This window comes from Stenotrophomonas sp. 01N47, from assembly GCF_056399165.1.
Map to the genome: position 1 here is coordinate 1 of NZ_JBFTQU010000071.1, position 422 is coordinate 422.

At 58.6% G+C, this 422-nt stretch carries 1 riboswitch.

Annotated features, from left to right (window positions below):
- Positions 1-251: 251 nt before the first annotated feature.
- Positions 252-422, forward strand: a riboswitch (cobalamin riboswitch). This riboswitch is flagged as partial in the annotation.

The following is a 422-nucleotide window of genomic DNA, read 5'->3' on the forward strand; positions in this document are numbered from 1 at the left end:
GTGTGGGGGCGGGTCAATGTCTTGTCGGCGAATGCGATCACCTGTGGCGAGGGGGCTTGCCTGTGGCGAGGGAGCTTGCTCCCGYTSGKYTGCGAAGCAGTCGTGAAACCATGCACTGCAAATCTTACAGACAGACCGCATGAATCCGATGAGACCGCTATGCGCTCGAGCGGGAGCAAGCCCCCTCGCCACAGATATTGGGTGTTAGTGAGAACCCCTGCCAATTGACTCCCCGCCCTCGCCCATGCTCTCCTACACGCCTTGTTACGGGTGCCCTTCACAGGGTGAAACGGGAAACCGGTGAATCATGTGCTTTACTCTAAAGCCATGTCAGTCCGGTGCTGCCCCCGCAACGGTAAGCGAGTGAAGCGTCAGATCCACTGTGCCGGTCATATGGCATGGGAAGGTGATGCTTGCAGGTC